Origin of the sequence: Sphingobium sp. KCTC 72723 (genome assembly GCF_014280435.1) — a bacterium.
GTDB lineage: Bacteria > Pseudomonadota > Alphaproteobacteria > Sphingomonadales > Sphingomonadaceae > Sphingobium.
In genome coordinates this window covers 4145121-4169979 of record NZ_CP060388.1, presented here as the reverse complement: position 1 = coordinate 4169979, position 24859 = coordinate 4145121, and the positions used below count along the sequence as shown (strand labels likewise).

The window sequence follows — 24859 nt, the reverse complement described above, 5'->3', positions numbered from 1 at the left end:
GAATATCCATGAAGCTCCCCCTTCTGCTCGCCCTGTTGCTGACCGCCACGCCCGCCCTGGCCCAGCCCGCGCCCCAGCCGATGCCTGCCAGCCTGCCCTTCTCCCCCGCCGTCCGCGTGGGCGACACGCTCTATATGTCCGGCCAGATCGGGCAGGTGCCGCAGGGGATGGACGCGCATAAGGACGGGTTCGACGCCGCCGTCCGGGGCGCGATGGATTCGATCGGCAAGATATTGAAGGATAATGGCCTGGGCTTTGGCCACATCGTCAAATGCACTGTAATGCTGGACGACATGGCCGACTGGCCCCGTTTCAACGCCGCCTATCTGCCCTATTTCAAGGGACACCGCCTGCCCGCCCGCAGCGCGTTCGGCGCGGACGGGCTGGCACTGGGCGCGCCGCTGGAAGTGGAATGTATCGCCGCGTTCAAATGACTTGCGTCACATCAACCAATATCCGTTCGTCCTGAGCCTGTCGAAGGACGCGCGCCAGCCTCACCGCGCGCTTGTCGGTTTCGTGCCAACAGGCGCAATCGGTCCCAATCGCCGTCGATCAAAGCCTGCTTTTTCGCACGCGACCAACCTTGATTCGCCGTTCTGCGGACAATGCCTCGTCCCGCGTGCCAAAGCCTTCGGTCCACACCAGAAAGACGGGCCTGCGTGAAATGGTATAGCCCTGAAGCAAACCCATCTGATGCGCAGCGATGCGGCTTTCCAAATCATCCGTATGCCCGGCGTAGAAGCTGCCGTCGCTGCATCGCAAAAGATAAGCGTGGAAAGCCATATGTCGGCGGGCGTCCTTCGACAGGCTCAGGACGAACGGAGGTCGGGTCGGGTCATCGACTAGATCGCTACCGCTTCGCGCACCAGCAGCACCGGCACGCCGTCGCGCACGGGATAAGCCAGTCCCGCCGCGTCGGACAGCAGCGCATGGCGCGCGCCGTCCCAGCGTAGCGGCGTGCGGGTCAGCGGGCAGACCAGCTTTTCCAGCAACCATGGGTCGATCGGTGGCCCATCCTGTGTCACTGCATCGTCGCCCCGCCGTCACGTTCGATCCGGCCGACGATCTGCATCAGCTGGATGATCCGCTCCGACCGTTCGGACAGCGTGTCCGCTTCCAGCAGCGTCTGCTTGGCCGCCGGGTCGAACGGCGCGATCTGGGCGATGCCGTTGACCAGCGCCGTATCGTCCAGCCGCGACACGGCGGTCCAATCGACCACATAGCCAAGCGAATCGGCAAAGCGGCGCGATTCCTGCTCCAATGCAGCCCGCTCCACCATGTGCAGCGTTTCATCTTCCTGCGGCGCCTGCTCCACATCCGCCTCGATCTGGCGGAATTGCGTCGTCACCGGCAATTCGCGCACGAACCGGAACCGGGCCAGTCCCGTCAGGATGATGTTGAAGCGCCCGTCGTCCAGCGCCTCGATCTGGCTGACATGACCCAGGCACCCGACATCGAACAGGCTCGGCACCGGCCCTTCGCTGCGTGGCTGGATCATGCCGATGCGTCGGTCGCGCGCCATGGCGTCATGGATCAGCGCGCGATAACGCGGCTCGAAAATATGCAGCGGCAGGTCCATGCCCGGCAGCAGCAGCGCGCCCGACAAGGGGAATATGGAGACGCGGGCGATGGGCATGGTCGGCGCCTTTATGAAAACAGGATTTGCGACAGCTTGCGCCGCTGCGCCGACACCCATGGGTCTTCCAGACCCACAGCTTCGAATATGGTGAGCAATTGCGTGCGCGCTGCGCCGTCCTGCCACGTCCGGTCGCGCCGCACGATGTCCAGCAGCGCTTCTGCCGCGCCGTCGCGGTCGCCATTGGCCATCAGCCCGCCCGCCAGTTCAAAGCGCGCTGCATGATCGTCGGGATCGGCGGCAACCCGCGCCTCTACCGCCGAAAGATCCGCCACCGGGCGGACATCGCGCGCCAGTGCAATCGCCGCGCGGGCCGACGCGACCGCGCCATGCTTGGCCGCTTCGGCGGGCAGCGCATCCAGCACCGCTTGCGCATCGTCCAGATCGCCCAGCGCGATCAAAGCCCGCGCCAGTCCCGCCGCCACATCGACATTGTCCGGCACCATATCGGCAATCTGCATGAATGCCGACAAGGCACGCTCTGCGTCACCCTGCGCCAGCATCTCCTCCGCCATGGCGATCATCGGCGCGATTTCCACAAGCTGCGCCTTTTCGTCCGATTCGATCGGCAATTGGGCCAGCAGCTGGTCGATCATCTGCTTCAACTGCCCCTCGGTTCGCGCCTGGGAGAGATCAGCGACGGGCTGCCCCTGAAAAACGGCATAGACGGTGGGGATGGACTGGACGCGAAACTGGCTGGCGATGAAGCCATTTTCGTCGACATTGACCTTGACCAGGCTGACGCCCTTGGCCGCATAATCGGCGCACACTTTTTCGATCACCGGGGTCAGTTGCTTGCACGGACCGCACCATTCGGCCCAGAAATCCACGATCACCAACTGAGTGCGCGACGGGTCCACCACGTCGCGGCGAAACGCCTCGACTGCTGCCTTGTCCGCTTCGCTCAATCCCAGGGTCGCCACGCTTCATTCTCCTGCCTATGCGGTATGCCGCTTGCCATATCTTCCAATATGGGAAGCGTCACCCTTCACGCGCAAGATCGGTTAAAAAGTATAGCCTACGCCCAATGCGCCGATCCACTGGTCCTTCGACCCGGCGATGGCGACCACCGGACTGTCGGCATAGCGACCCAGCATCCGCGAATAGCCGCCCAGCGCGAAGATGGTCCAGCCCCGGCGAATGTCGCCCGACAGGGAATAGCCGCCGGTAATGTTGGCGTTGACGCGGCGAAAGCCTGATTTGGACCCGGCATTGCCATAGGCGGGCAGGCCGCTGGCAATCGCCTGCGCCGGGGTCACGTCGAAATAATAGCGGCCATATTTCTTGCCGACATAATCGGCCGACAGCGCCAGCCCGACGAAGCTCTTGATCGACAATGGCGTGAAATATTCGATCGCAGGCGTGACGATATAGCTTTCATGCGCGCCCGCGACATCCTTGGTCACCGCGACCCGCGCAGACAGATTGTCATAGGCGCTGGTGATGATCCCGGTCTTGCCCACGCCCACGAAGCCGCCGACTTCGATCGCCACGTCGCGCTTGCCCAGCGCCTCGACTGCGCGATCGTTGATCGCCTTGCGGCTCGTCCGGTCGAACCGCGCGCCCAGCACCGGGCCAAGTTGCAGGTCGATGCCGCTGTCGTCGCGATTGGGGATGGCATCGATGAACAGCGCCGGGCCGCGCGTCCAGAACGCATAATCGTGCAGCTTGCCGCGCACCTGCGGTCCCACGATCGTGCGCGAACTATCCGACCCTTCATAGCTGGGAAGCGCGGCCAGCCCCACGCCCACCGTCAGGCTGCTATGATCCTCCACCTCCTGCGCCAGCACAGGCGTGGCAGCGGCGAAACAGAGCGAGAAAGCGAAGATGCGGGAAAGCTGGTTCATAGGACCCCTGATGCGACAATGGCTGTCGGGGGCAATAATGTTTCAGAACTGTTGCAGGTTCCCCGCGCACTTCACAGGAAATATTTGACGCGAATATCCTGTTCCACCGGGCCGCCTGCGACCGGGAAGCTGGCCGACCGGAAACTGGGCGCGCCAAAGCGCAGCACCGGGTTGCGGGAAAAGCCCACCCCTTCGCGCGGGATGCCCGCGAACGTGTCCAGCTTGCCATTGCCATTTTCGTCATGGACGATGGCAATGGCATAGTCGCCGGGCGTCAACATGCCGAGTGACACTGCCCCGCCTTTGGCCGCGCCCTGCGCCGCGACCGCAAAATGGCGCTTGTCGGGGTCATGGCTGCAATCGGGGAAATAAGCGGGCGTGCGGGTGACGCATACCAACAGCTGCCCCCTGGCCGATCGCATCCCTTCCACTGCCATGCTCAGCCCCTGCGGTTGCGTGACCGGCGCAGCCCCGGTCAATCCCGCCATCGCCAGCAACGCGGCCAAAGCACGCCGCGTCACGCCTTCACCTTCGCAAAATCGCCCAGCCCCTTATCGGTGCCGCACAGCCGGTCCCACACCCGGAAATACAGACCGTAATTGCAATTATAAAAGTCATGATGCCGCTGATGATGGGTCGCAGTAATCAGCCACCGGCCCGCCGGTCCGCGCACCAAAGCGCGCGGGAACATTTCCCACCCCATATGATTGCTGACCCCCATCACCGTCATGATGCTCAGCACCACGGCCAGCGCGCCGACATGGATCGGCACCAGCAGCACCAGCGCGGGGATGACCACCGCGCCGGTCAACGCTTCCCACGGGTGAAAACTCATCGCCGCCCACGCCGTCGGCGGGCGGCTTGCATGGTGGACGGCATGGGCGATGCGGAACAGCTTTGGCCGGTGCATCCACCTGTGGGTCCAGTAAAACCATGTGTCATGGACAGCGAGATAGACAATCACCGACAGCGGCAGATACCAGAGCGGGTAACTGTCCATGTCGCTATATATTTTGGTCCAGCCGCGCGCCTGCCACCCCCACGCAACGACCCCCGCCGGAATGCCATAGATGAAGGCGGACGCCAGTGACCAGGAGATTTCGCGTGCGATCTGCCGGTCCAGCCCGCGATACAGGCCCGGCTGGCGCAGCCGCGTCGCCAGCGCGAATCCGCCGCTGGCGATCAGGTAACGCACGCCGACGATGACGCTCATCGCCACGGCGGAATAGAGGATAGCTGCGACCATTGCCGGTCCCTATAGCCGCACCCCGTCCGCCCGTCACCAACCGGATTGGCTATGCCTCAGGTTCTTGGACGCGCCTGCCGGTAACTGCCCAGTTGCCGCACCCATTTGGTATGAAATTCCAACTCCGCGAGCGCCCGGTCGACTGCCGGATCGCCCGGCATCCCCTCAATATCGCAGAAAAATTCCGTCGCGGCGAAACTCGCGCCGCGCTGATAGCTTTCCAGCTTGGTCATGTTGACGCCGTTCGTCGCAAAACCGCCCATCGCCTTATAGAGCGCGGCGGGGACATTCTTCACCTCGAACAAAAATGTCGTCATCACCGGGCCGACATTGGCCACCGGCATCTTGGGTTCGCGCGCCAGCACCAGGAAGCGCGTCATATTATCGTCGCTATCCTCGATATTCTCGGCGATCAGGCGCAGGCCATAAAGTTCCGCCGCCAGATAGGGCGCGATCGCGCCTTCGCCGGGCAGGCGGTTTTCCGCCACCAGCGCCGCCGCGCCCGCCGTGTCGGCATAGGCGACGGGCTGAATCCCGCGTTCGCGCAGATAATGGCGGCACTGGCCCAGCGCCTGCGGGTGGCTGATCGCGCTTTTGACCGGGCTGTCGTCCGGCGCCATCAGGCAATGGCGGATGCGCAGGAAATATTCGTCGATGATGTGCAGCCCCGATTCGGGCAGCAGGAAATGCATGTCCGCCACCCGGCCATGCAGGCTGTTTTCGATCGGGATGATGGCGCGCGCCGCCTGACCGTTCCGCACTGCATCAATTGCATCTTCGAACGCAAAGCATGGCAACGGCACGCAATCGGGGGCGTAGCCGAGCGCCGCCAGATGCGAATTGGCGCCGGGCGCGCCCTGATAGGCGACGGCGCGCGCCGGATCGGCGGCGGCCTTTTGGGCCAATTGCGCGACGATCGCGCGCGCGGGTGCGGGATAGTTTTCCATGGATGCTTGGCCGCTTAGGCAGTTGACCGCCCCCGTGCAAGCATCGGCAGGGCGGCGCGCAAAGCCAGACCGCGCATTTCCCGTGCCAACCCGGCTTGCACACTCGCGTTCCCGCCATTATGGCAGCGCACAAGAGGGGGCGCGGAAGACAGCCGCCAAGACAGAAACGCAAGGGAAATCGAGCGAAATGGGCGATCGTTTCAACACCGTAGCGGGCTGGGCGCTGTTCGCGGGGATCATAGCGCTGGGCGGCGCGATCGTCAGTTCCAAATATTTCCATGACGAACGCCCCGAAAAAATGGGCTACGCCATCGAAGGCGTCGAAGCCGAAGGCGCAGGCGCTGCTGCCGGTCCCGGCCTCAACACCCTGCTCGCCAGCGCCGATGTGGCTGCCGGTGAAAAGGTGTTCGCCAAGTGCGCCGCGTGCCACACCGTCACGTCGGGCGGTGCCAATGGCATCGGTCCCAACCTGTTCGGTGCGGTTGGCAAGGCGCACGGCCATGTCGCCGGCTTCGCCTATTCCGAAGCCTTGAAGTCGGTTCCGGGCAACTGGACGTTCGAAGCACTGGACAAGTGGCTGACCAGCCCGCGCGAATATGCGCCCGGCACCAAGATGACCTTCGCTGGCCTTGGCAACCCGGTCGACCGCGCCAACCTGATCGCCTGGCTCAACACCCAAGGCTCCAACCTCCCCCTCCCCGCCGCCGATGCCGCGCCAGCCGCAGCGGAAGAAGGCGCGAACGCCGCCGAAGCTGGTAACGCGACAGAAGCCCCCGCCGAAAACGCAGCGGCCAACGCGGCGGAATAAGCAGGGCGATCGGTTCGCCGGTCGGAGAGAGATAGAAAACGGGCGTGGCACGATGGTGCTGCGCCCTTTCTGTTTACGGGTACGAAATATGGCTGAGGCGGATGGCGGGAATGCGCCATTGCACGAACCCGCTCCGCGGGAGGGTCGCTTGGGGTGACGTAGCGTAGTATTGTTCAGGCTTTGCGAGCGGCGATGTCGCCTCGCGACCGTGGAGTTCCTTCAACGGAAAGGAACTCACCATGGATGCCATCACTTCCCCGACCCCGAACAATTCACTGCGCGAGCGTATGTTGCAGGACATGACGATGCGTGGATTTGGGGAGCACACGCAGAAGGACTATATCCGGCACGTCCGATCATTTGCCGCGTTTCTCGGTCGCCCTCCCGATACGGCCACGATCGAAGACCTCCGGCGCTTTCAGATTGATCAGCATGAACGCGCCGTTGGTCCGGCAACAATCAATGGAGCCGTATCGGCACTGCGCTTCCTGTTCAGTATAACTCTCAAGCGACCGGAGATGGCGCTGGGGCTTGTCGTCGTTCGCTTCACACCCAAATTGCGGGTGGTTTTGAGCGTTGAGGAGACAGCGCGGCTGCTCGAGGCTGCGCCAGGCATCAAATACAAAGCAGCCCTCAGCGTTGCCTATGGCGCGGGCCTGCGCGTCTCGGAGGTTGCCCACCTCAAGGTCGATGACATCGACAGCGAGCGCATGATCATCCGTGTCGAGCAGGGCAAAGGACGCAAGGATCGCAACGCCATGCTCTCACCGCACCTGCTCGATTTGCTTCGCCAATGGTGGCGCGAAGGCAAGCGGCGCGGAGTGATGTTGCCGCATGGCTGGCTGTTCCCTGGCCGCAACGGCACGGATCCGGTCTCAGCGCGCCAGTTGCATCGCGTCGTGCAGGAAGCAGCTGAGCGCGCCGAGATCTACAAGCGGGTAAGCCCGCACACATTGCGGCATTCGTTCGCCACTCACCTGCTCGAGCAGGGTGTCGATATCCGCGTCATCCAGGTCCTGCTGGGACACGTGAACATCAACACCACCGGCATCTATACTCAGGTTTCGAGCAAGACCATGCGGGCGGTGGCCAGTCCGCTCGACCAGATCGTTGCCGTGATGGAAGGCAGGGGTCCTCCCGGTTGAACCGGTGCGCACCTCACTCGAGGTCGCCGACATCTTCCGTAGCGCCGGGCCAGCGTATCGCGCAGCCCATGCCGGGCATCTCAGTCTCGGCCAGCTCAAGGTCATGACGGCGATCGAGAACTGCCGCACCGCCGCGCTGGGCGGCCACGTCGAGGCCTGCGACGACTGCGGGCATTGGCGGATCGCCTATAACTCCTGCCGCAACCGGCATTGCCCCAAATGTCAGGGCGCCGCAGCGCGCACCTGGCTGGCCGCGCGCGAGGCTGATCTGTTGCCGGTCGGCTACTTCCACGTCGTGTTCACCGTGCCCGCCGAGATCGCTGACATCGCCTGGCAGAACAAGGCGGTGGTCTATGACCTGCTGTTCCGCGCAGCTGCGGACACGATGCTGACCATCGGCGCCGATCCCAAACACCTCGGCGCGCGGGTCGGCATCACCGCCGTCCTGCACACCTGGGGATCGGCACTGACTCACCACCCGCATGTGCACATGATCGTACCCGGCGGCGGTATCACGCTGGACGGCAAGCGTTGGATCTCGTCACGTCCAGCCTTCCTACTGCCGGTGCGCGTGCTGGGCGCGTTGTTCCGCCGACTGTTCCTCACACGCCTGCTGGCGTTGTTCGACGCTGGGAAGCTGGCCTTCTTCAACGCCTTGGCGGGCCTGGCCTCGCGTAAGGCCTTACTGCGATATCTGTCGCCCATCCGTAAGAAGCGCTGGGTGGTCTATGCCAAACCGCCATTTGCAGGGCCGCAGGCGGTGCTGGCCTATCTCTCGCGCTATACCCACCGTGTCGCCATCTCGAACCGGCGCCTCATCGGCTTCGACGAGACCGGCGTGACCTTCCGCTATAAGGACTATCGCCGCGACGGGGCCGAACGCCAGCAGGTCATGACGCTGGCGACCGACGAGTTCATCCGCCGCTTCCTGATCCATGTCCTGCCGCGTGGCTTCCACCGTATCCGGCATTACGGTCTGCTCGCCAGTTCGACGCACAAGGAGGCCATGGCGCTCGCCCGCAGGCTGCTGGGCGTTGCTGCGCCGATCGAGGAACCCGAGCCCGACAAGCTGCCCGATCATCGACCGCCATGCCCATGTTGCGGCGGGCATATGACTATCGTCGAAACCCTCGTCCGCTGGTACCAACCGCGCGCTCCGCCGCAGCCAGCGCCGCCCGCCCGGAGACATGCGCCATGATCCGGCATGGCTCGCCTTGCATGACGGTCACGCCCATGGTGTCCTGGCCGATGACCCAGTGCATGCCCATCATAGAATTACGCCGGGCCCAGGGCACACCGGCCAGCAAAACAAACGCACCTAGCAATCTGACGCCGCACGAAATCACGTTGATCGGACCAGCAGCGGCACTTCTGGATCGGCAGCGCTTACCCGCCAGCACCATCCCAAAGCCTTTTTACCCATAGACCAGCACATGGGGCCCGCGGGTTCCTGCACTGGAGGCTTTCGTACGCAAGCGCCCGAAACCCTTCACATTTGTGGCCATCCAGCGGCTCATTCTCATCTCCCGGAAGCGGCCATTCGTTCAGATTCGACCGGCCCATCTGGCGAGGGAAAAGCTGCCGGTCCGCCGCCGACCAAAAGCAGACATCTGTCTGCGATCGGCTTTGTCGTCGGCACAGAGATCAAATCTTAAGAGATGCTCGCTAAAAGCGAGCGTATTGTCAGCCGTCATGTTCAACGTCGGCCAATGTTTGAACTGACAGGCAGCAACCGACGTGATCCTCAAGCGTGTATTCGGCAGGCGAACGACACCACCCGTTCAACAGAACGTCGTATCGGGCTTGCCCACGCAGCCCGACTGCTATGGAGGAGACGTTGAGCTCGATATGAAGCAGGTGGCCGCCTACGCGAATGCGATGGCCAGACATCGCGGATATCCCGAAGATACGGCGGCCATGATCGCCCGAAGGGTCGTATTTCTAGAACGTAGGAATTTGGCTGGCCTTGCTAATCTGCATCGCGAAGTGGACCTTTTCCATAATGAACCCTTGACCAGCAGGTTCAATCTACGCCGGCCCGATGGAAGCGAAGGCCGCCACTGCCCATTCTACGCTGGCATCGATCTTGAATCGTCGTTCGACCGACTGACCAGTGTCACCCCGGGAGATCGCGTTTGGACTCCCGCCCCTAGCAACGCCCTTCTACTTGTTCCCAAGCTAGCCGAATGGCTGCGCCCCACCGGACGGCGCGCTATTTTCTGGTGGGGAAAGGAAAAGGAAGTTCCGGGCTTCATCGTAGTCGAAGGCTTCCGTCTCGACTGTTATGCGAAGGCCGAACGATGGGAAGCGTTCGACAAACTTCAGCGCGCCGATCACATCGGCTTCAGCGATTGTCCCGATGATTTCGAACCTGCGCCGCAACCGAGAAGTGGCTTTTGCGAGAAGGTCACGCTTCAACTCCGCCACGTCGCCATGATGGAAGATTATTTGAGAAGCTGATGATGACCATCTTCGACGAAATCACCGAGGCATTGGCGTGCGATCCTGAAATTAAGCTTTTATATGGATCGCTCTCTGCCGGGGATCGCTCAATTCTCTCCTTATTGCTTGAAAATGATGCCGGTGTCGGCACGACGATACACAGCAGCCCGAATGCGCAGTTCTGGCATTGTCTGAGTGAATATGGTTGGATGACCGAAGCAAGCGAGCAGGTGGCCTCTGTTCAAATACTGCAATATCGCCTCACCGACCGAGGATATCGTGCAGTTCCAGCTCTGCTCAGCAGGCTTACTCCACCCGAGTCTTGCGACTGACAAACACCGTTAGACTATCTTGGCATCTCAATTGGCCTGGGCAGCTCAAAAAATCGGACCGTCTGCTATCCACCCCTGCACGAACCCGCTTCGCGGGAGGGTCGCGTGGGGCGTCGTAGTGCTGTAAATAAGGGCCTTTGGCGGGGCGAGGTCGCCGTCTGAGGTTGGAAGTTCCTTCAACGAAGAGGAACTTGCCATGACTGTCTCGATCAATACTGCTCCGATCAGCCCACTGCGTCAACGGATGCAGCACGACATGATAATGCGAGGTCTTGGGCCCCATACACAGAAGGATTATATCCGCCATGTGAAGCGTCTGGCCGCCTTTCTGGGCCGCCCGCCCGATACGGCAACGGAAGAGGATCTGCGCAGCTTTCAGTTAATGCAGCATGAGAGCGGCGTCAGGCCGAGCACGATCAACGGCGCGGTGTCGGCGCTGCGCTTCCTGTTCACGACCACGCTCAAGCGGCGGGATCTGTCACGCGCACTGGTGATCACCCGTAACGTGCCCCGACTACCGCAAGTGCTGAGCGTCGAAGAAGCCGCGCAGTTGCTCCAGGCCGCCGCGAGTATCAAGTATAAGGCGGCGTTGGGCGTGGCCTACGGCGCGGGCCTGCGTGTGTCGGAGGTTGCCCACCTCAAGGTCGACGATATCGACAGCCAGCGTATGCTGATCCGTATCGAACAGGGCAAGGGCGGCAAGGACCGTAATGCCATGCTTTCGCCGCAACTGCTCGAACTGCTGCGGATGTGGTGGCGCGAGGGCAGGAAGCACGGTGTCCTGATCCCGCATGGCTGGCTGTTACCAGGCCAGAATATCACTGATCCAATATCGACGCGGCAACTGCACCGGGCCGTTCAGGAGGCTGCCGAAGTGGCGGGAATCCGCAAACGCATCAGCCCCCACACCCTGCGTCACTCCTTCGCAACGCATCTCCTGGAACAGAATGTCGATATCCGCGTGATCCAGGTCCTGCTTGGCCACAGCAAACTCGAGACGACGGCTCTCTATACCAAGGTCTCCACCCGAACGATCCACGCCGTATCGGGCCCGCTCGACACGCTGATGGCGTTGATGGAGGGGAAGGTGCCCGCCGGTTGAGGCGGTGCGCCCCAACATTGAGGTCGCCGACATCTTCCGGTCCGCCGGGCCTGCTTACCGGATAGCACATGCCGGTCATCTCAGCCTGCACCAGCTCAGGGTGATGTCCGCGGTTGAACATTGCCGCACCGCTGCTCTGGGCGGCCATGTCGAGGCCTGCGAGGACTGCGGGCATTGGCGGATCGCCTATAACAGCTGTCGGAACCGACACTGCCCCAAGTGCCAGGGCGCAGCCGCGCGCACCTGGCTGGCCGAGCGCGAGGCCGACCTGCTGCCGGTCGGCTACTTTCATGTCGTGTTCACGCTTCCGGCCCAGATCGCCAACATCGCATGGCAGAACAAGACGCTGGTCTATGATCTGCTGTTCCGGGCAGCGTCAGAGACGATGATGACCATTGCCGCCGATCCCAAGCATCTGGGTGCCCGGATCGGCATCACGGCGGTGCTCCATACATGGGGATCAGCCATGACCCACCATCCCCATGTCCACATGATCGTGCCAGGCGGGGGCATCGCGCACGACGGGACGCGCTGGATATCCTCGCGTCCCGCCTTCCTCCTGCCGGTACGTGTTCTGGGAAAGCTTTTCCGCCGCATCTTCCTCACCCGGCTCATCGCCCTTCATGATGCAGGGCAGCTCAACTTCTTTGGAGCCATGAGCAATCTGGCTGACCGCCGGACCTTCCTGCGGCACCTGGCACCGGTGCGGCAAAAGCGCTGGGTTGTGTACGCAAAACCACCCTTTGCTGGTCCCGAGGCAGTGCTCGCCTATCTGTCGCGCTATACCCACCGGGTCGCCATCTCGAACCGGCGGTTGATCAGCTTCGACCAGGACGGCGTCACGCTCCGCTACAAGGATTATCGACACGACGGCGCTGAACGCCACCAAATCATGACCCTGACCGCCAACGAGTTTATCCGCCGCTTCCTGCTGCATGTCCTGCCGCGTGGCTTCCATCGCATCCGACACTACGGCCTGCTCGCCAGCGCAACGCGCAGGGATAATCTCGCGCTCGCCCGCAGACTGCTGGCCGTTCCGTCTGAGCCGGAGGTGCCGACGCCTGATGCTCCGCTCGACACCTGCTCACCATGCCCGTGTTGCGGCGGGCGGATGGTCGTCATCGAGACTTTCGCACGCTGGTGTCAGCCACGAGCACCGCCACCGTTGCTCCTCCCGATCCGGGAGTTCGCGTCATGACCCGGCATGATCAACCTGCAACAATGGCCGTGCGCCCCGCGCTGTGGCCAGGGACAAGGCTTGTGCCTGCCATCGGCTATCCCGACTTCGGACCCTGGCAGCGTCACGGCGAAACCCGCCGACATATACCTAAAGCACACCAACGCCGGCTGCGCCGCCAGCGTCGCGCGTCAATCGACGCCTCCGCTCCACTCGACCAAACCAGCCCAAAGCTTAAATCCCCATAGGTCATCCTGTTGGGCCCGCGGGTTCCTGCATGGGAGGCTTTCGTACGCAAGCGTCCGAAACCCTTCACCATCGAGGGCATATCGCCCGCCTAAATCGCTACGGCCTTGCAGTGAACGGATTATCCACCTTCGGACGAAAAATGGAACGGGAAGAGAGCGCCCAGCTGCCCCACCAAAGCATTGGCGGGCAGCTGACTCAGGCTAAACGATGCAAAGCAGGGTTATTTGGGGAAGTGGATGCCGCATAGCTTGTTTCCATCTGGATCGCGGAAGTACGCGAGTACGATCGTACCCATAGACGCTGTTTCGCGAGGACCGGGCGCTACCTCGATCGACGTGCCACCATTGGCGACTGCAACATCATGAAACTGCTTCACCTGTTCTGGCGAATCGCATGAAAAAGCAACGGTGCTGCCATTCGCGACGGATGCCGGTTCGTCATTGATGGGCTGGGTGACAATGAAATTGGCCCCATTTCCACTGTTGTAGATCAGGCGCGTGTGGCCACTGTCGGCCACGTTGATCGTCGCCTCCCCAACTCCGAGGGTGCCGAGCACCGTGTCGTAAAAGCGCTTCGCCCGGTCGATGTCGTTCGACCCCACCATCGTGTGAAAAAGCATGCATCTTCTCCTACTTGGGCCACGCCATGATTGAACACTGCCCGCCTCGGCCATAGCAGGATCGAACGCGCGGTCACGCTTGGATCGTTGGGCTGACGTTGGCATGATTGAATCGATAGGGACAGAGGTCGCACCTTGGCCAATGGGCGACAGGCAGCTATTGCCGCCTACGATCGTGTCGCCTGCCCCAGAGAGGACCGGCGGCTATGCCTTCTTACCCTCCGGTGAGCCGACATTCCGAAATCGGCCACAACACCCCTGTCCTACACCCTCACCTCATACCACTATCGCTCTGCTCTTTCTCCCCGTCCGCCTCATCCTCCCCGCGCGTCCATGCGCCTTGCCCCGCACTTCGCAAAAATTCTCCTATTGCGAAATCCGCGCTACCCGTCCGTCCTCGCGCAAATGCGGAGCCTGCGACGGTGTGAACTTTGCAGATTTGGCAAGGATGCGCAGCGGGCGGCCAGTCAATCCTGCCCTTCCCTCACCCAACATCCCGCCAGGTCCCCGGCTCCACGCCGTCCAGCGTCCATTCGCCCACCTGCCAGCGCACCAGCCGCAGCGTGGGATGGCCCACGGCGGCGGTCATGCGGCGGACCTGGCGGTTCTTGCCTTCGCGGATGGTCAGGCTGATCCAGCAATCGGTCACCGTCTTGCGAAACCGCACCGGCGGGTCGCGCGGCCATAAAGCGGGGTCGTCGATCCGCTCGACTTCGGCGGGCAGGGTCCGCCCGTCCTTCAACGTCACGCCGCGCCGCAGCGCGTCGAGCGCCGCCTCGTCCGGTTCGCCCTCCACCTGCGCCAGATAGGTTTTGGCCATCTTGAACCGGGGGTCGGCGATCCGCGCCTGCAACCGGCCATCGTCGGTCAGCAGCAGCAGCCCTTCGCTATCGGTGTCCAGCCGCCCGGCGGGGTAGACGCCCGGCACGGCGATATAATCCTTGAGCGTCGCGCGTTCCGGCCCGTTCGACTCCGGGGTGAACTGGCACAGCACATTGAACGGCTTGTTGAACAAAATCAGCGCCATATCGTCACTCCCCCTCGTCAAAGGCCAGGCTGCCCTGGTCGATCAGCGCCGCGATCAGCGCCACGGCGGCGTCCGACCCGGCCAGCGCCGGATCGACATCCATATCCCCCCGCCCGCACACGGCCCGCGCGAACGCCGCGCCCTCCCCCGCACAGTCGAAACTCTGCCCGTCCACGAACAGCGTCACTCCGTCCGCCCCCCGCGCCATGAAGGCAAAACGGCTCGCAGGATTGCGGCACAACGGCACATGCGCCGCGATCAGCGCGCGGATCAGGTCGCTGTCCGCCGCTTCTTCGGGCCGCCAATCGGTGTCGGCATATTTGGGCTGGCTGCTATATTGCCCGAACCAGCGCGCAAAGGCATCCCGGTCATTGAGCGATTCCAGCACCAGCCCATGCAGCCTGCCGATCGCCGCCGGAGCAATTTCCCCCGGATGGTCCTGCCGCGCCAGATCGGGGTCGGCATAGCGATCTTCATCGGTCAGGGCGTCGACCAGCTGCTCGCTCCAATGTTCGACCAGTTCGGCGCGCGATGGCGCACGAAATCCAATCGAATAGGTCATGCAATCATCGCCCGCCGCCACGCCGTCATGCGCGAAGCAGGGCGGGACGTAGAGAATGTCACCCGGTTCCAGCACCCATTCGTCGGTCGCCTGAAAATCCGCGATCAGGCGCAAATCGTCATGTGGCAACAGCGGCGTCGCCGCGTCGCAACGCGGCCCCACCCGCCATCGCCTGCGCCCCAGCCCCTGAATCAGAAACACGTCATACTGGTCGAAATGCGCGCCCACGCCGCCGCCATCGGTGGCATAGCTGACCATCACATCGTCGATCCGCCAGTCCGGCACGAAGCGGAACGGTTCGATCAGCGCCGCGACGTCCGGCACCATCTGGTCCACCGCCTGCACCAGCAACGTCCACGGCTCCCGCCCCAGCGCACCGAAGCGGTCCTGCGGCAACGGCCCGCTTTCCATCGCCAGCATCGTGTCGGTCGCGCGGATCAGGCGCGATTCGACGCCATCTTCGCACGCCAGCCCGGCCAGCTCGTCCGGGTCCAGCGGGTTGCGCCACTGGTCCCACGGATTGCGGATCAGCGCCGGCTTCTTTTGCCAATGGTCGCGCAGGAAAATGTCGATATCGAAATGGGTCAGTTGCATCGGCCCGCCTTGGGCCTATCCGCCCCGAGTGTCAAAAGCGCCCGCTATAACTCCAGCCCGATCAGCGTCCCGCTGCCGATCCGGTCGACATAACGTTTGCCGTCGATTTCCAGCCAGTCGGGCGTCACTTCCAGTCGTCGCCCGCGAATCGTGGTGCGCAAATGTTCCACCGCGATCCGGTTGCGCGTCACCACGCGCAGCACGGCCAGGCCATCGCCCCGCGCCGCCATCATCGAATAACGGTCGCCGCGCAGCAGGAAGTGCCAGCTGCCATCGGTCGGCATCCATTCATTGCCGTCGATCACTTGCACCGGCTCGCCATCCGCCCCGCCCAGCCGCACGCTGATGCGAGTCGCGCCATTGGTCCGGCGCGGCGGGGCAAAGATCAGGATCGGTTCGCCATCCAGCATGATCGGTATCGGCGTGTCGCGCAGCAGGCGCGATCCCCCGACGATCAGTTGCGGCAATTCGGCGGAAAAGGGCAGACGGTCGCGCGCGAAATGGCGCTGGCGCACCACCGGGTTGGCGTGGAAACTATGCACCTGCGTCGGGGTCAGCCGCCCTTCCTCGACCAGCCCGTGGCAGGTGGGGCATAGCAATGTCGCGCCCGGCCCGTCGGGCAGGCCCAGATAGCGATAGATAGTGACCCCGCACCGCACGCAGGCAAAGCTGCACGCCTGGCGGATGTCCGCCCGCTGCTGCGCCGTCAGGTCCAGTAATGACGGCATCACGCGCAAGCCCACCATGCAGACGTCCCTTTCGATCGCCGTGTCGCGTGATGCAACCGGCGTCCTTTCCTGGCGTCCATCCTGCCTGCGGGGATGCTCTCTGGCGGCTCCCTTATGATTGCTATCGTTGGAATAATTGCGCCCAAGTCAAGGGCGGCGATGCGAATAGCCTATCGTTGCGGCAAAAGATCCAGGTTGCGCGCTGCCGCGATCGCGCGAATCCGGCCCGGACGCGGCATGTTCTTCACCGCGATTTCGGCGACATCGCCCGCACTGAACAATTCGACATGGCCGACATCGAACAGGCGCTGGCCCAGGCTCTGGGTAATGCGCACGCTGCGGATGCTCGACAATGCCACTTCCGTGCGCTGCTTGGCCAGCAAGCCCCGCTCCAGCAGCACTTCCCGCTCGCTCAGCGCCAGCCGTTCGCCCTTGTGCAGCACCCACCAAATGCCGATCGCCACGATGCCGACCACCGACACCAGCAGCAGCGTGAACAGCAAAGGATGCGCCCGGAACATCGCGGGATGCTCGTCATACAACCATGCCTCGCTCATGCCGCCTCCATTGCCTTGCCCGCCCGCTTTCACCACGCCGCCCGCCCTTGCGTCAAGCTGCCAGCGCCCGGCCCGCTGGTTAACGAAATCTTTGCACCGATAGCGCTAAACTTACATATATTACTGGAAAACCGCTCATGGCCCGCAACCTGTACGACCTTGGTGACCGCACGCCCGACCAATCGGACGAAGCAGCGGACGATACTCCCGAAAGCCGATCGCGCATCGTGCCGATCGGCATGGTCCTGCTGGCGCTGATAGTCGCGGGCGCGGCGATTTTCCTGTTCCGCACCGCGATGCCCGCTTCCACCGGCAACATGGCGCCTGCGGAAACGGCCACGCTCATCACCACCGAATTTGCCCTGTGCGATGATCCCAGGGGCCAGGCCTGCGTCCTTTCCCCCGACAGTTACGCCTATGCCGGGCGCCGTTACCACCTGTCCGACATTCGCGTGCCAAGCCAGACCGGCCCGGCGTGCGAGGCAAAGCGCGCGCATGAGGGCCGCATCGCGCTCGCCGCCATGCTGAACGGCGGCAGTTTTCAGGCTCTCCCCGACAGCGCGGACACAGATACGTCCGCTCGCCTGTTGGTGCGCGACGGCGTATCGCTAGGCCAACTCATGATCCTCAAACGCTACGCAAAGCCATGGTCGCGTACGCCGATCAACTGGTGCGCGGGCGCTTAGGGCCGACCGAGAGCTTCCCGCCGACACCTGCGTCGCAATATGCCTTAGGCCTATCCTACATATAACCATATAGGTTATATGCTTGCCCATGCAGAAACATGCCATGACCCGCCGGATCGCGCCGGCCTCGCTGCCGGATTTCACCCCGGTTCCGCGCCGATGGCTGGACGCCGGAGCGCCAGCACGCCTTCATCGCCGCGCTGGCCGATAGCGGATCGGTCAAACGAGCCGCCGCGCAGGTGGGCATGTCGGCGGACAGCGCCTATCAGTTGCGGCGGCAAAAGGGCGCGAACGGTTTCAACGAAGCCTGGCGCGCCGCGCTTGGCCATGGCATCGCCCGACTGGAAGATGTGGCGATGGAACGCGCGCTTTATGGTGTGGAAATGCCAATCTACAGCCATGGCAAGCTGGTCGGCACCCGCCGCGCCTATAATGACGCGCTATTGATGTTCCTGCTGCGCAGCCGCGCGGCGGGTCGCTTCATTCCCCAGGGCGTCGACCCGGTCGAATATGCCGCCTTCAAGGAACATCAGCAAAAAGGCGGCCCTGGCAGCGAAGACGCCCTCGCCCATATGCACCGCGTCCTGGCCGAAATCCGCCGCCTCCGCGCGAAGGAAGAAGCCGACCCACGCGGCCCGCGCACCATCCAGGGCGACGAACGGCTGGCGTTCGAACGCTGGTATGCGCAAGGGCAAGGAGTGGCGGGTGGCGATGAGGCGGCGAAGGGCGGGCCGAGGATTGGGGAGTTGTGAGGGGGGGGGGCCGAGAGCCGACGAACGGCTTTCGAGAGAGCCGCAAGCCAAAGCGGACGTCTCGCCTCTCATGCCTAGCAAAATCGTTAAAAGTAGGGGCTAGTGCGAGAACTCGACATTGCCGCACTCCAATCGGCGCTTTCTTTATCTTGCTTGGTTACATAACCGCTACCTTTGGGGAGGTAGCAGATTACGGGCGTGTAAACGTCGCTACAGGCGGGACACCGGGCCTTCCCGCTGCTTTCATGCTCCTTAGTCTGGATAATCCGGCCGTTGACTTGTTCGCACTTCGGGCAAACTGGATAGCCCAAGGGATTGGACTGTTCATCAGTCAAATAACTATAGCCACCGTCACCTAGAACAAGCCTCGCCTTAGATTCAAAGCTGGCCCTCAACCGCTCAATTTCCTTATCCTTCTCAGCAAGACTTTCTTTGGCATCAGCCATCGCCAGCTTGGCGTCAGTCAATGCGTTAATGAGATCCGCGACTTGTGCCTTGTACGTCGCTTCATCATAGGTCTTTTCGATGCCACGCAGGGTCTTGGCAATGCCAAGTGCCGACGTTACGGCGCCAATGCCGGAAACAATGTCCATCGCTACCCCTTGTAGTCCTACTTCCGAACGCCTTTTATCGCGAGACTTGCGACGGCACCAGTGTCGAGCTTCAATGCCACCATTCGCGCGCGCTGGTTGACGGAAAAACTATGTCAGCTTTTAGGCTCAATGATCAAGCCGCTGAATAGCTGCGAATGGCGCGAAGCCACCGCCGCCAGCACAACACCCGCCAACCGCGCATATTCCCCGCAATCGCGCACCATCGCCGCTTCCGCGTCGCCCCCGCGCAATCGCCCGAAACATAGCCGGTTCTGCGCCGCCCGCATCCTTCGCAACCGCGCGCACTCCACGCCTGCCAGCCCCAGCGGACCGCCCGCGCGTCGCCATGCTTCTGCCGCACTGTAAATCCGCCGCCCCGGATGCACGCCGGGGTCCGCGCCCGCGCCCGCGCCCAGCCGGTTCACGCGCTGCGCTTCCACGATCAGGTCGGTCAGGAACAGGTCGAGTTCGCGCAACCCGTTGCCGATCATCTTGGCGGGCATCGCGCCGCGTCGCCGCGCCGCCGCGCGCGGACAGCGGCCCAGCGACATGCCATTGGCCAGAAACGCCGCCGCCCGCTCGATCCGAACCAACTGTCCGGTGAGCGCGGCGCGCGGGTCGATCAGTTCTCGTCGCCCATGCGCAGCGCGGCGATGAAGGCTTCCTGCGGAATCTGGACACTGCCATATTCGCGCATCCGCTTCTTGCCTTCTTTCTGCTTGTCGAGCAGCTTCTTCTTGCGGCTGATGTCGCCGCCATAGCATTTGGCGGTCACGTCCTTCCGCATCGCGGCGATCGTTTCGCGCGCGATCACCTTGCCACCGATCGCCGCCTGAATCGGGATCTTGAACAGATGGCGGGGGATCAGATCCTTCAACCGCTCGCACATACCGCGCCCGCGCGATTCCGCCGTGCCGCGATGGACGATCATGGACAGCGCATCGACGGCTTCCGAATTGACCATGATGCTCATCTTGACCAGATCGCCTTCGCGATAACCGATCTGGTGATAATCGAAACTGGCATAGCCACGGCTGATCGACTTCAGCCGATCGTAGAAATCGAACACCACTTCGTTGAGCGGCAGTTCATAGGTCACCTGCGCCCGTCCGCCGACATAGGTGAGGTTCTTCTGGATGCCACGCCGGTCCTGACATAGTTTCAGGATGGAGCCGAGATATTCGTCGGGGCAATAGATGATCGCCTCGATCCACGGCTCCTCGATATCCGCGATCTTCGTCGGGTCGGGCATGTCGGCCGGGTTGTGCAGCTCGATCTCGCCCGCGCCATAAGTCAGCTGGATCTTGTAGACCACCGACGGCGCAGTGGTGATCAAGTCCAGATCATATTCGCGCGTCAGCCGCTCCTGAATAATCTCCAGATGCAGCAACCCCAAGAACCCGCAGCGGAAGCCAAAGCCCAAAGCCGCGCTGCTTTCCATCTCGAAACTGAACGACGCATCGTTCAGGCGCAGCTTGCTGATCGAATCGCGCAGCTTGTCGAAGTCGTTGGCGTCCACCGGGAACAGCCCGCAAAACACCACCGGCTGCACTTCCTTGAAGCCCGGCAGCGGTTTCAACGCGCCATTCTTCACTGTGGTGATGGTGTCGCCGACGCGCGTTTCTGTGATATCCTTGATCTGTGCGGTGATGAAGCCAATCTCACCCGCTGCCAGTTCGGGCAGCGTTTCAATCTTGGGCCGCATACATCCGACCCGGTCGATCAGATGTTCGGTGCCGCCGATCATGAACTTGATCGCCTGCCCCTTCCTGATGACGCCATTGACCACACGGACGAGGATGACGACGCCCAGATAGGGGTCGTACCAGCTATCGACCAGCATCGCCTCCAGCGGCGCGTCGCGGTCCCCCTTTGGCGGCGGGATCTTCTTGACGATGGCTTCCAGAATCTCGTCGATGCCAATGCCCGACTTGGCACTGGCCAGCACCGCTTCGGATGCGTCCAGGCCAATGACATCCTCGATTTCCTTGCGCACCTTTTCGGGTTCCGCAGCCGGCAGATCTATCTTGTTGAGTACCGGCACGATCTCATGATCATGCTCGATCGACTGGTAGACATTGGCCAACGTCTGCGCTTCCACGCCCTGCGCCGCGTCCACGACCAGCAAAGCGCCCTCGCACGCGGCCAGCGAACGGGACACTTCATAGGCGAAGTCGACATGCCCCGGCGTGTCCATCAGATTGAGTTCATAGGTTTGGCCGTCTTTGGCGACATAGTCGAGGCGCACCGTCTGCGCCTTGATCGTGATGCCGCGCTCCTTCTCAATGTCCATGTTATCAAGGACTTGGGCGCTCATTTCACGGTCGGTCAGGCCGCCGGTCCGCTGGATCAGGCGGTCGGCCAGCGTGGACTTGCCATGGTCGATATGGGCGATGATAGAAAAGTTACGGATGTGGCTAAGCTGCGTCATTGCGCGCCGATAGCAGGAGTCGTCGGCCCTGTCAGCAGGATCGCGCATGACCGATAAAAGGCCTGTCCTATACCGCGCCTTGCCTTGAACAGTATCGGGCATGTGCTAAAGTCGGGATGGAAAATCGGGGCGCGTATCAAACAGGACTTCGGCAACTAAACGGGGATGCACAAGATGCGGATTTTCACGAAATTCATGACCCTCACCACCGCGCTGACCATGGTCGCAAGCCCGGTGATGGCGGCGGACAGGGGGTCGTCGGGTCGGCAGGCCCAGACCAAGAAGCAGATGGAAATTCCCCGCTGCACCAAACGCCTTGGCACCGTCGCCATCGTGGAACCGGACAATCAATGGTGGCGCGAACTCAATCTGGGCAGCCCCGAAGCGATCATCAAACTGTTCGTGCAACAGTCCGGCTGTTTCGGTCTGGTCAATCGCGGCCGCTCCATGGCCAGCCGCAATCTGGAACGGGCAATGGCCGACTCCGGCGAATTGCAGGCCGGGTCGAACCTGGGCAAGGGACAGGTCAAGGCAGCGGACTATTTCATCCAGCCAGACATCGTGACCACCAACAAGAATAGCGGCGGCAACGCCATTGGCGGGATGCTGGGCGGGATGCTGGGTGGCCGGATCGGCGGCGCGCTGCTGGGCGGCATCTCGGTCAAAAAGAGCGAGGCGAACGTCATGCTGTCGGTCGTCAACGCCCGCACCACCGAAGAAGAAGTGATGGCCGAAGGCTATTTCCGCAAATCCGACCTCAGCTTCGGCGGCGGTGGCGGCCTTGGCTGGATGGGCGGCCTGGCGGCGGTCGGTGGCGGTGGCTATCAAAGCACCGACATCGGTCAGGTCATCGTGCTGGCCTATTTGGACGCCTATACCAAGATGGTGACGCAAATGGGCGGGCTGCCCGAAAACGCGGCCGCGGCCGCACCGCTCGCCAAGTGATGAAAGGGGCGCTGCCAGTCCGGCAGCGCCCTCGCTCTCAGGCCGGGGCGATGGTCACGCATTGCCGGGCGCGACGACGCTTCCACCAAGCAAGGATCGCCTCCCCCGCAGGCCGCTCGACCAGCCGGTTGATCAGCGTCCCCAATATCAACGCTACAGCAAAGGCGGCAAAGAAGCCCAGCCATGGGCTATAGCCTGCCTTTGCGATCTCCAGCATGACGACGAAACCGACATGTTGATGGATCAGGTAGAAGGAATAGCTGATCCCGCCCAGCCAGACGAGCGGACGCAGGCACAGGATACGCAGCCGCCCCGCGATCAGCGCCGCAAAGGCCACCAGCAGGACGCAAGCGACCAGCGTCACATCCCATGTCTCGATCGTCGCCACCGACGCCAGCGCCAGCAGGGCATAGGGCGCCTGTTGCCGCCAACGCCGCTGCCCCGCCCACACCCGGTAGGACAGCATCCCGATGACGAAGAAAGGTAGGTAACGCAGCACCAGCAGCATGATGATACGTTCGGGCATATCGGGCCACAGCGCATAGACCCACCGCACCCCCAGCCACAGCGCTGCGACAGGCTCCAACCGCTTCAACCCGGCGAACCGCCACAGCGCGATCATGCACACATAGAATGCAATCTCGATCGTCAGCGTCCAATAGGCACCATCCACTTCGGGCAGAAAGGCAAAGCCCTGCAACATGGTGAAATTGGCCAGAATCGCCGCCGGACCGATCAGCAGCCGCGTGGCATGGGCAAGATATTCGATCGACAGCGTCAGCAACATCGCCACCAGATAGGCCGGGTAAAGCCGCGCAAAGCGATTGACAATGAAATCCGCAACGGACCCGATCCGCTCCAATGTGAAGAAGATGGCAAAGCCCGAAATGGTGAAGAACAGCAGAACCCGGTAATTCCCGCCCGGAAAGGTAAAAGGGACATGACTGGCCTGTGGGAAGATTTCGTGAAAGCGCGTGCTGTAGTGAAATACCAGCACGCACAGCGCCCCGATACCGCGCAAGGCGTCCAGCTCGGTCAGGCGAGCGCGGGATGGGGAAGATCCGGCCATTGCCATGCCATAGCAATATCGCAGCAATGAATCCGTTAATATCGCAGTTAATATAGCCGGATCGGCCCAGCTTTTTTATTTCCCGTTTATTGCAGACGGTCGCTCTGACTGGGGTGGAGGGTTATAATGCGGGTGCCTCGCTTGCCCGCTTCAGCCCCTGCAACTGCTCGCTCAACACCTGATCGACCAGAGGGGCCATCCGGGCCGGACCGCTGCGCAGATAGCCACCCACGACATAGGTCATGGTGACGCGAACGCCTTTGCCCGACGGCATGATCACGAAATCGAGCGTGCCAATCACTCCCTCGCTTTGCAGCGGACCCAAGGCGGCCGAGAGGCGCAGCTGCTTGCCAGGCATGATGGCGATGACCCGGCCATGTTCTATGCTGCCCGCCTGTCCAGCGGGTGCAGGAATCGTCTCGCAAAAACAGCCCCCGGCGCGCGCATCGATTCGCAAATTCGCCGCGTCGCCACTGTAGGTGTGCGCACCGTTCCACCACCGCTCAGGCTTTACCAGCAAGCCATGGACAGTCTGCGCGTCGGCGGCAATCTCCATGCTGCTTTGGGTCGCGAAACCGATATCGCTGGTCGCCGTGACAGCACAATGGGCCGGAACTGCCATCGCTGCTCCGGCCCATGCCAATAGTTTCGCCATGCGCATCACAACCCCTCCCCAATTGAAAGGAGGAGATTAGCTCAGGCCGCCTCGCCATCCAAGATAGCGGCAACGGCAAGGCTGACATCGTTCATGTCCGCCATCCCGTCCACCCGCGACACGATAGCGCGCGCTTCGTAGATGGGCAGGATCGGCGCCGTCTTGGCGCGATATTCGGCCATGCGCGTGCGCACCGTTTCCTCATTGTCATCGGGGCGACGCTTGAACTCATGGCCCTGGCACTTGTCGCACTCGCCATCGACCTTGGGTGCCTTGAACAGGTCGTGATAGCCTTCGCCGCAACTGGCGCAGGTGAAGCGGCCAGTGATACGCTCGACCAGCGCGTCTTCGTCCACTTCCAGTTCGATGACATGATCGAGCGACCGCTTGCGATCGGCCAGGATGGTGTCGAGCGAATGGGCCTGCGCTTCCGTGCGGGGATAGCCATCGAAGATCACCCCGGTATCCGGCGATAGCGCGTCGAGCGCTTCGCCGATGATGCCGGACACGACTTCGTCAGGCACCAATGCGCCCGCTTCCATCAGCGCCTTGGCCTGAAGGCCCACGGGCGTTCCGGCCTTCACGGCGGCACGGAGCATATCGCCCGTCGAGAGTTGAACCATGGCACGGCTGTCGACCAGGCGCGTAGCCTGCGTCCCTTTGCCCGCACCTGGAGGACCAAGCAGAATGATGTTCATCGCGCGCATACT

Annotated in this window: 30 protein-coding genes; 11 read left to right on the top strand and 19 right to left on the bottom strand. The window is 62.6% G+C overall.

Annotated features, from left to right (window positions below):
- The first annotated feature begins 8 nt into the window (after positions 1-8).
- Positions 9-434: a RidA family protein gene (locus SPBM01_RS20295; protein ID WP_188063253.1), complete on the top strand. Its 426-nt coding sequence runs from the start codon at positions 9-11 to the stop codon at positions 432-434.
- Positions 435-552: 118 nt separating this feature from the next.
- Here the strand turns inward: SPBM01_RS20295 and SPBM01_RS20290 are convergent, their stop codons facing one another.
- The 8 genes from SPBM01_RS20290 to SPBM01_RS20255 form a co-directional block, all read right to left on the bottom strand.
- Positions 553-783, bottom strand: a complete 231-nt coding sequence (locus tag SPBM01_RS20290) for a GIY-YIG nuclease family protein (protein WP_262504276.1) — start codon at positions 781-783, stop codon at positions 553-555.
- Between the two features lie 59 nt (positions 784-842).
- On the bottom strand, positions 843-1025 hold the full coding sequence (locus SPBM01_RS20285; protein ID WP_188063252.1) for a Trm112 family protein: 183 nt from the start codon (positions 1023-1025) through the stop codon (positions 843-845).
- A complete protein-coding gene (locus SPBM01_RS20280) occupies positions 1022-1636 on the bottom strand; it encodes an LON peptidase substrate-binding domain-containing protein (RefSeq protein ID WP_188063251.1) in 615 nt (204 codons plus the stop codon). The genes SPBM01_RS20285 and SPBM01_RS20280 overlap by 4 nt, the downstream gene beginning before the upstream one ends.
- 11 nt (positions 1637-1647) lie before the next feature.
- The gene (locus tag SPBM01_RS20275; RefSeq protein ID WP_188063250.1) at positions 1648-2559 is read right to left on the bottom strand and encodes a tetratricopeptide repeat protein; all 912 of its coding nucleotides are present in this window, start codon (positions 2557-2559) and stop codon (positions 1648-1650) included.
- 81 nt (positions 2560-2640) lie between these two features.
- On the bottom strand, positions 2641-3483 hold the full coding sequence (locus tag SPBM01_RS20270) for a MipA/OmpV family protein (protein WP_188063249.1): 843 nt from the start codon (positions 3481-3483) through the stop codon (positions 2641-2643).
- Positions 3484-3554: 71 nt separating this feature from the next.
- Positions 3555-4004, bottom strand: a complete 450-nt coding sequence (locus SPBM01_RS20265; protein WP_410483016.1) for a DUF2141 domain-containing protein — start codon at positions 4002-4004, stop codon at positions 3555-3557.
- The gene (locus SPBM01_RS20260; protein WP_188063248.1) at positions 4001-4729 is read right to left on the bottom strand and encodes a sterol desaturase family protein; all 729 of its coding nucleotides are present in this window, start codon (positions 4727-4729) and stop codon (positions 4001-4003) included. Before SPBM01_RS20260 ends, SPBM01_RS20265 begins: the two co-directional genes overlap by 4 nt.
- Before the next feature lie 56 nt (positions 4730-4785).
- Complete coding sequence (locus tag SPBM01_RS20255) at positions 4786-5676, bottom strand: prephenate dehydratase (protein WP_188063247.1); 891 nt, start codon at positions 5674-5676, stop codon at positions 4786-4788.
- 187 nt (positions 5677-5863) lie between these two features.
- Between SPBM01_RS20255 and SPBM01_RS20250 the strand changes: the two genes are divergently transcribed.
- The 7 genes from SPBM01_RS20250 (at position 5864) to SPBM01_RS20220 (ending at position 12703) form a co-directional block, all read left to right on the top strand.
- Complete coding sequence (locus SPBM01_RS20250; RefSeq protein ID WP_188063246.1) at positions 5864-6484, top strand: c-type cytochrome; 621 nt, start codon at positions 5864-5866, stop codon at positions 6482-6484.
- A gap of 239 nt (positions 6485-6723) precedes the next feature.
- Entirely contained in the window at positions 6724-7629 is a 906-nt protein-coding gene (locus SPBM01_RS20245) for a tyrosine-type recombinase/integrase (protein ID WP_088189994.1), read from the top strand.
- A gap of 4 nt (positions 7630-7633) precedes the next feature.
- Positions 7634-8827 (top strand): IS91 family transposase, encoded by a 1194-nt coding sequence (locus tag SPBM01_RS20240; RefSeq protein ID WP_188063245.1) that lies wholly within the window; start codon positions 7634-7636, stop codon positions 8825-8827.
- 539 nt (positions 8828-9366) lie between these two features.
- On the top strand, positions 9367-10089 hold the full coding sequence (locus SPBM01_RS20235; protein WP_223177753.1) for a hypothetical protein: 723 nt from the start codon (positions 9367-9369) through the stop codon (positions 10087-10089).
- The gene (locus tag SPBM01_RS20230; RefSeq protein ID WP_188063243.1) at positions 10089-10403 is read left to right on the top strand and encodes a hypothetical protein; all 315 of its coding nucleotides are present in this window, start codon (positions 10089-10091) and stop codon (positions 10401-10403) included. The genes SPBM01_RS20235 and SPBM01_RS20230 overlap by 1 nt, the downstream gene beginning before the upstream one ends.
- Before the next feature lie 196 nt (positions 10404-10599).
- Positions 10600-11505, top strand: a complete 906-nt coding sequence (locus tag SPBM01_RS20225; protein ID WP_188063242.1) for a tyrosine-type recombinase/integrase — start codon at positions 10600-10602, stop codon at positions 11503-11505.
- A gap of 4 nt (positions 11506-11509) precedes the next feature.
- A complete protein-coding gene (locus SPBM01_RS20220) occupies positions 11510-12703 on the top strand; it encodes an IS91 family transposase (protein WP_188063241.1) in 1194 nt (397 codons plus the stop codon).
- Between the two features lie 448 nt (positions 12704-13151).
- Here the strand turns inward: SPBM01_RS20220 and SPBM01_RS20215 are convergent, their stop codons facing one another.
- The 5 genes from SPBM01_RS20215 to SPBM01_RS20195 form a co-directional block, all read right to left on the bottom strand.
- Positions 13152-13550 (bottom strand): VOC family protein, encoded by a 399-nt coding sequence (locus SPBM01_RS20215; RefSeq protein WP_056688298.1) that lies wholly within the window; start codon positions 13548-13550, stop codon positions 13152-13154.
- Between the two features lie 484 nt (positions 13551-14034).
- Entirely contained in the window at positions 14035-14577 is a 543-nt protein-coding gene (locus tag SPBM01_RS20210) for an rRNA large subunit pseudouridine synthase E (protein ID WP_188063240.1), read from the bottom strand.
- 4 nt (positions 14578-14581) lie between these two features.
- Positions 14582-15733, bottom strand: a complete 1152-nt coding sequence (locus SPBM01_RS20205; protein ID WP_188063239.1) for a cupin domain-containing protein — start codon at positions 15731-15733, stop codon at positions 14582-14584.
- Positions 15734-15777: 44 nt separating this feature from the next.
- Complete coding sequence (locus tag SPBM01_RS20200) at positions 15778-16461, bottom strand: hypothetical protein (protein ID WP_188065857.1); 684 nt, start codon at positions 16459-16461, stop codon at positions 15778-15780.
- Positions 16462-16631: 170 nt separating this feature from the next.
- Positions 16632-17018 carry a PH domain-containing protein gene (locus SPBM01_RS20195; RefSeq protein WP_188063238.1) on the bottom strand — a complete coding sequence of 129 codons (387 nt, stop codon included), beginning with the start codon at positions 17016-17018 and terminating at the stop codon, positions 16632-16634.
- A gap of 137 nt (positions 17019-17155) precedes the next feature.
- On the opposite strand from SPBM01_RS20195, the gene SPBM01_RS20190 reads away from it, so the two are divergent.
- Positions 17156-17704, top strand: a complete 549-nt coding sequence (locus SPBM01_RS20190; RefSeq protein WP_188063237.1) for a nuclease — start codon at positions 17156-17158, stop codon at positions 17702-17704.
- A 245-nt stretch (positions 17705-17949) separates the two neighbouring features.
- On the top strand, positions 17950-18456 hold the full coding sequence (locus tag SPBM01_RS20185; RefSeq protein ID WP_188063236.1) for a hypothetical protein: 507 nt from the start codon (positions 17950-17952) through the stop codon (positions 18454-18456).
- Between the two features lie 86 nt (positions 18457-18542).
- Here the strand turns inward: SPBM01_RS20185 and SPBM01_RS20180 are convergent, their stop codons facing one another.
- The 3 genes from SPBM01_RS20180 to lepA all read right to left on the bottom strand — a co-directional run bounded on the left by SPBM01_RS20180 (position 18543) and on the right by lepA (position 21480).
- The gene (locus SPBM01_RS20180; RefSeq protein WP_188063235.1) at positions 18543-19049 is read right to left on the bottom strand and encodes a hypothetical protein; all 507 of its coding nucleotides are present in this window, start codon (positions 19047-19049) and stop codon (positions 18543-18545) included.
- A gap of 113 nt (positions 19050-19162) precedes the next feature.
- On the bottom strand, positions 19163-19642 hold the full coding sequence (locus SPBM01_RS20175) for a hypothetical protein (RefSeq protein WP_262504275.1): 480 nt from the start codon (positions 19640-19642) through the stop codon (positions 19163-19165).
- A gap of 29 nt (positions 19643-19671) precedes the next feature.
- Positions 19672-21480, bottom strand: a complete 1809-nt coding sequence (gene lepA, locus SPBM01_RS20170) for a translation elongation factor 4 (protein WP_188063234.1) — start codon at positions 21478-21480, stop codon at positions 19672-19674.
- A gap of 174 nt (positions 21481-21654) precedes the next feature.
- Here lepA and SPBM01_RS20165 point away from each other — a divergent pair, with 174 nt between their 5' ends.
- A complete protein-coding gene (locus SPBM01_RS20165) occupies positions 21655-22425 on the top strand; it encodes a penicillin-binding protein activator LpoB (protein ID WP_410483015.1) in 771 nt (256 codons plus the stop codon).
- 37 nt (positions 22426-22462) lie between these two features.
- Here the strand turns inward: SPBM01_RS20165 and SPBM01_RS20160 are convergent, their stop codons facing one another.
- The 3 genes from SPBM01_RS20160 to SPBM01_RS20150 all read right to left on the bottom strand — a co-directional run bounded on the left by SPBM01_RS20160 (position 22463) and on the right by SPBM01_RS20150 (position 24847).
- Positions 22463-23494: an acyltransferase family protein gene (locus tag SPBM01_RS20160; RefSeq protein WP_188063232.1), complete on the bottom strand. Its 1032-nt coding sequence runs from the start codon at positions 23492-23494 to the stop codon at positions 22463-22465.
- Positions 23495-23615: 121 nt separating this feature from the next.
- Positions 23616-24155 carry an ATPase gene (locus tag SPBM01_RS20155; protein ID WP_188063231.1) on the bottom strand — a complete coding sequence of 180 codons (540 nt, stop codon included), beginning with the start codon at positions 24153-24155 and terminating at the stop codon, positions 23616-23618.
- 35 nt (positions 24156-24190) lie between these two features.
- A complete protein-coding gene (locus SPBM01_RS20150; RefSeq protein WP_188063230.1) occupies positions 24191-24847 on the bottom strand; it encodes an adenylate kinase in 657 nt (218 codons plus the stop codon).
- Positions 24848-24859: the final 12 nt, after the last annotated feature.

Coding starts and splice junctions, on each gene's coding strand:
- SPBM01_RS20295 (WP_188063253.1), top strand. CDS start 9: ATGAAGCTCCCCCTTCTGCTCGCCCTGTTGCTGACCGCCACGCCCGCC.
- SPBM01_RS20290 (WP_262504276.1), bottom strand. CDS start 783: ATGGCTTTCCACGCTTATCTTTTGCGATGCAGCGACGGCAGCTTCTAC.
- SPBM01_RS20280 (WP_188063251.1), bottom strand. CDS start 1,636: ATGCCCATCGCCCGCGTCTCCATATTCCCCTTGTCGGGCGCGCTGCTG.
- SPBM01_RS20270 (WP_188063249.1), bottom strand. CDS start 3,483: ATGAACCAGCTTTCCCGCATCTTCGCTTTCTCGCTCTGTTTCGCCGCT.
- SPBM01_RS20260 (WP_188063248.1), bottom strand. CDS start 4,729: ATGGTCGCAGCTATCCTCTATTCCGCCGTGGCGATGAGCGTCATCGTC.
- SPBM01_RS20255 (WP_188063247.1), bottom strand. CDS start 5,676: ATGGAAAACTATCCCGCACCCGCGCGCGCGATCGTCGCGCAATTGGCC.
- SPBM01_RS20250 (WP_188063246.1), top strand. CDS start 5,864: ATGGGCGATCGTTTCAACACCGTAGCGGGCTGGGCGCTGTTCGCGGGG.
- SPBM01_RS20245 (WP_088189994.1), top strand. CDS start 6,724: ATGGATGCCATCACTTCCCCGACCCCGAACAATTCACTGCGCGAGCGT.
- SPBM01_RS20230 (WP_188063243.1), top strand. CDS start 10,089: ATGATGACCATCTTCGACGAAATCACCGAGGCATTGGCGTGCGATCCT.
- SPBM01_RS20225 (WP_188063242.1), top strand. CDS start 10,600: ATGACTGTCTCGATCAATACTGCTCCGATCAGCCCACTGCGTCAACGG.
- SPBM01_RS20215 (WP_056688298.1), bottom strand. CDS start 13,550: ATGCTTTTTCACACGATGGTGGGGTCGAACGACATCGACCGGGCGAAG.
- SPBM01_RS20210 (WP_188063240.1), bottom strand. CDS start 14,577: ATGGCGCTGATTTTGTTCAACAAGCCGTTCAATGTGCTGTGCCAGTTC.
- SPBM01_RS20205 (WP_188063239.1), bottom strand. CDS start 15,733: ATGCAACTGACCCATTTCGATATCGACATTTTCCTGCGCGACCATTGG.
- SPBM01_RS20200 (WP_188065857.1), bottom strand. CDS start 16,461: ATGCCGTCATTACTGGACCTGACGGCGCAGCAGCGGGCGGACATCCGC.
- SPBM01_RS20195 (WP_188063238.1), bottom strand. CDS start 17,018: ATGAGCGAGGCATGGTTGTATGACGAGCATCCCGCGATGTTCCGGGCG.
- SPBM01_RS20190 (WP_188063237.1), top strand. CDS start 17,156: ATGGCCCGCAACCTGTACGACCTTGGTGACCGCACGCCCGACCAATCG.
- SPBM01_RS20185 (WP_188063236.1), top strand. CDS start 17,950: ATGTCGGCGGACAGCGCCTATCAGTTGCGGCGGCAAAAGGGCGCGAAC.
- SPBM01_RS20180 (WP_188063235.1), bottom strand. CDS start 19,049: ATGGACATTGTTTCCGGCATTGGCGCCGTAACGTCGGCACTTGGCATT.
- lepA (WP_188063234.1), bottom strand. CDS start 21,480: ATGACGCAGCTTAGCCACATCCGTAACTTTTCTATCATCGCCCATATC.
- SPBM01_RS20165 (WP_410483015.1), top strand. CDS start 21,655: ATGCGGATTTTCACGAAATTCATGACCCTCACCACCGCGCTGACCATG.
- SPBM01_RS20160 (WP_188063232.1), bottom strand. CDS start 23,494: ATGGCCGGATCTTCCCCATCCCGCGCTCGCCTGACCGAGCTGGACGCC.
- SPBM01_RS20155 (WP_188063231.1), bottom strand. CDS start 24,155: ATGCGCATGGCGAAACTATTGGCATGGGCCGGAGCAGCGATGGCAGTT.
- SPBM01_RS20150 (WP_188063230.1), bottom strand. CDS start 24,847: ATGAACATCATTCTGCTTGGTCCTCCAGGTGCGGGCAAAGGGACGCAG.